Origin of the sequence: Micromonospora sp. RP3T, assembly GCF_003027925.1 — a bacterium.
GTDB lineage: Bacteria > Actinomycetota > Actinomycetes > Mycobacteriales > Micromonosporaceae > Micromonospora.
In genome coordinates this window covers 1-529 of record NZ_PYPS01000162.1, presented here as the reverse complement: position 1 = coordinate 529, position 529 = coordinate 1, and the positions used below count along the sequence as shown (strand labels likewise).

At 83.9% G+C, this 529-nt stretch carries 1 pseudogene; it reads left to right on the top strand.

Annotated elements, in window-relative coordinates:
- Window positions 1–255: 255 nt before the first annotated feature.
- Window positions 256–529 (top strand): annotated as a pseudogene (locus C8054_RS33030) (hypothetical protein); the annotation flags it as partial.

The window sequence follows — 529 nt, the reverse complement described above, 5'->3', positions numbered from 1 at the left end:
GCCGTGGCCGGGCCGGCCGGTCGTCCCGAGCCGGTCGGCCGATCCCAGCCGCCCGGGGCACCGGTTCGACCCGAGCACCCGGTCCGATCCGAGCCGGTCGGCCGATCCCAGCCGCCCGGGGCACCCGTCCGGTCCGAGCCGCCCGTCCGGTCCGAGCCGCCCGTCCGGTCCGAGCCGCCCGTCCGGTCCGAGCCGCCCGTCCGGTCCGAAGCGCCCGGCCCGGCCCGGGGCGCGGCCCGAGCCGGGGTGCCGCCGGTGGCCGGAGACCGCGCCACGGCCGATCCGGCTCGTGCGGGTGTGCCGCCAAGAGGGCCGGGGGTTCCCGGCCCGCAGGGCGACCCCGAGCGCACCGGTGGCCTGACGGCGCGAGGAGGCCGTCCGGACGGGCGCGGTCCGGTCCGTCCCGACGACTCCGTCGCGCCGGGCGGCGCGCCCCGTCCGGCGGGAGCGCCCGAGCCACGACCGGCCGGCGGACCGCCGGTGGCCCGGGTCGCCGCCGGGGTGGCCCGACCGGCCGGGCCGGCCGAGC